At 71.2% G+C, this 2,774-nt stretch carries 4 protein-coding genes and 1 tRNA gene; all 5 read left to right on the forward strand.

Annotated elements, in window-relative coordinates; translation table 11 throughout:
- On the forward strand, positions 1-676 hold a 676-nt coding region (locus tag C1I95_RS33165), incomplete at its 5' end, for a transketolase C-terminal domain-containing protein (protein ID WP_325048892.1).
- A 113-nt stretch (positions 677-789) separates the two neighbouring features.
- Positions 790-1,227 (forward strand): DUF3052 domain-containing protein, encoded by a 438-nt coding sequence (locus C1I95_RS33170; protein WP_111219977.1) that lies wholly within the window; start codon positions 790-792, stop codon positions 1,225-1,227.
- Between the two features lie 57 nt (positions 1,228-1,284).
- Positions 1,285-1,749, forward strand: coding sequence for a peroxiredoxin (locus C1I95_RS33175; RefSeq protein ID WP_111219979.1), 465 nt, complete (start codon positions 1,285-1,287; stop codon positions 1,747-1,749).
- An 87-nt stretch (positions 1,750-1,836) separates the two neighbouring features.
- Positions 1,837-1,908, forward strand: a tRNA-Val gene (locus C1I95_RS33180).
- 81 nt (positions 1,909-1,989) lie between these two features.
- Positions 1,990-2,774: alpha/beta fold hydrolase (locus tag C1I95_RS33185; protein WP_111219981.1), on the forward strand; the 785-nt coding region annotated here is incomplete at its 3' end.

Here is a 2,774-nt window from a genome sequence, read left to right on the forward strand (position 1 = left end):
GGCGTACCAGGAGGGCTTCGGCGGGCACTTCCACAACGACAACTCGGTGGCCGTACTGCGGGACGTGCCCGGCCTGGTGATCGCCGTGCCGGCCCGGCCGGACGACGCGGCGGCGATGCTGCGGACCTGCCTGGCGAGCGCGGCGGTGGACGGCAGCGTCTGCGTGTTCCTGGAGCCGATCGCGCTCTACCACACCCGCGACCTCTACGGCGACGGCGACGGAGAGTGGTTGGCCCCCTATCCCGAGCCGGGGGCCTGGTCCGGCGGGCACGTGCCGGTCGGCCGCGCCCGGGTGTACGGCGTCGGTTCGGCCGAGGACGTCACCATCATCACCTTTGGTAACGGGGTACGGATGTCGCTGCGGGCCGCGTCGAGGATGGCCGACGAGGGCATCGGTACCCGGGTGGTGGACCTGCGCTGGCTCGCGCCGCTACCGGTGGCCGATCTCATCCGGGAGGCGGCCGCGACCGGCCGGGTGCTGGTGGTGGACGAGACGCGCCGGTCCGGCGGGGTGGGCGAAGGGGTGATCGCGGCGCTGGTGGACGCCGGATATGTCGGCGCGGCGCGGCGGGTGGCCGGAGTTGACTCTTTTGTACCATTAGGTCCGGCTGCCCGGCAGGTCCTGGTGTCCGAGGAGGCCATCACCGAGGGTGCCCGTACGCTGCTGGCACGGTAAATTTCGTTCCACCCGGTGCGCCACTTGCGCAGGGCGGAACAACTGTGTGGACTTTGCCTGACGGCGTCGAGCAGACGCCGCGAGCTCGAATTGAGATGAGGAGGCACGCGACAGTGAGCGCGACCGCTGGTCAGGCTGCCGACGGGGTACGCAGTCTGGCGGACCGGTTCGGCATCGAGCCGGGGATGGTCGTCATGGAGATGGGCTACGACGATGACGTCGACCAGGATCTCCGGGACGCCCTGACCGACCGTTGTGGAGAGCTGGTCGACGAGGACACCGACGAGGTGGTCGACGCGGTGCTGGTGTGGTACCGGGACGGCGACGGTGATCTTTTCGAGCTGCTCGTCGACGCCCTCGGCCCGCTGGCCGACAACGGGGTCGTGTGGCTGCTGACGCCCAAGGCCGGCCGCGACGGACACGTCGAGCCGAGCGAGGTCGCCGAGTCCGCGCCCACCGCCGGCCTCCAGCAGACCTCGACGGTGAACGCCGGCAAGGACTGGAGCGGTGCCCGTCTCGTGCTGCGCCGTGGCGCCAAGGGCAGGAAGTAACCCCGCCCGCCCGGTGTGACAGGCTGAGGCAATCCCGACTCGACCCAAGGAGTTCGCATGCCGATCGAGGTTGGCGCCGAGGCGCCCGACTTCGTGCTGAAGGACCAGAACAACCAGGAGGTCCGGCTCTCCGACTTCCGCGGCGGGCGTACCGTCCTGCTGGTCTTCTACCCGCTGGCCTTCACCGGCGTGTGCCAGGGCGAGCTGTGTGAGGTGCGGGACAACCTCAACGAGTACGTCAACGACGACGTCCAGGTGCTGACCGTGAGCGTCGACTCGGTCTACGCGCACAAGATCTGGGCGGACCGGGAGGGCTACCAGTTCCCGCTGCTGGCCGACTTCTGGCCGCACGGTGCCGTCGCCCAGGCGTACGGGGTCTTCAACGACGTCGCCGGCATCGCCAACCGGGGCACCTTCGTCATCGACAAGACCGGTGTGGTCCGCTTCGCCGAGATGAACATGCCGGGCGAGCCCCGCGACCAGCAGGGCTGGCGCAAGGCCCTGGCGGAGGCCACGGCCTGATCCGGTCCCAACCGGTGCGACCGTCCGGCCGGGCCGGTGGGCGGCAGGGTAAGCTTGCCAACCGCCGGTCCGCCGCACGGCGTTTCCGGGCGCGTAGCTCAGTGGGAGAGCACCCGCCTTACAAGCGGGGGGTCGCAGGTTCGAAACCTGCCGCGCCCACCCGACACCATTCCGCTGGTCCTCGCCCTGCATGGCGCCGCATCCGCCATCGACGTCGTACGGCTCCGCTTGGATGAGGGCATGAGCTACGCGGAGGTCAACGGGCTGCGCCTGTGGTACGAGGAGCACGGCGACGGCCGGCCGTTGGTGCTGCTGCATGGCGGGTTCGGCGCGGTGGAGCAGTTCGCCGCGATCTTGCCCGCGCTGGCCCAGCGGCGCCGGGTGATCAGCGTCGACCTGCCGGGCCATGGGCGTACCGCCGACGTCGACCGGCCGCTTCGGTACGAGTCGATGGCCGACGACGTGGCCGGGCTGATCGTCCACCTGGGGCTGGCCGAGGTCGACGTGCTGGGCTTCTCCCTCGGCGGTGGGGTGGCCCTGCGGCTGGCGATCCAGCACCGGGAACTACTCCGTCGGCTGGTGGTCGTCTCCGCACCGTGCCGACGACAGGGCTGGTTTCCCGAGGTGCTCGCCGGAATGCCCGAGCCCGACGAGGCGGCCGGCGAGCGGATGCGGGGCACCCCGCCCCACCAGCTCTACCAGGAGGTCGCGCCGCGCCCGCAGTACTGGCCGCGGCTCTGGGCCAAGACCGGCGAGCTGCTGCGCCGGGAGTACGACTGGTCGCCGGAGGTCGCCGCGCTGACCACACCGACGCTGTTGGCCTTCGCCGACGCGGACTCGATCCGCCCCGGGCACATGGTGGAGTTCTTCGGCCTGCTCGGCGGCGGTCACCGGGACGCGGGCTGGGACGGCACCGACCGGCCGGCCGCCCGGCTGGCCGTGCTGCCCGGCCTCACCCACTACGACATCGTCGAGTCGCCGGCCCTGCCGGCGGCGGTGCTGCCCTTCCTCACCCACACCCTGCC

The organism is Micromonospora craterilacus, assembly GCF_003236315.1.
In the GTDB taxonomy this organism is placed as follows: domain Bacteria; phylum Actinomycetota; class Actinomycetes; order Mycobacteriales; family Micromonosporaceae; genus Micromonospora; species Micromonospora craterilacus.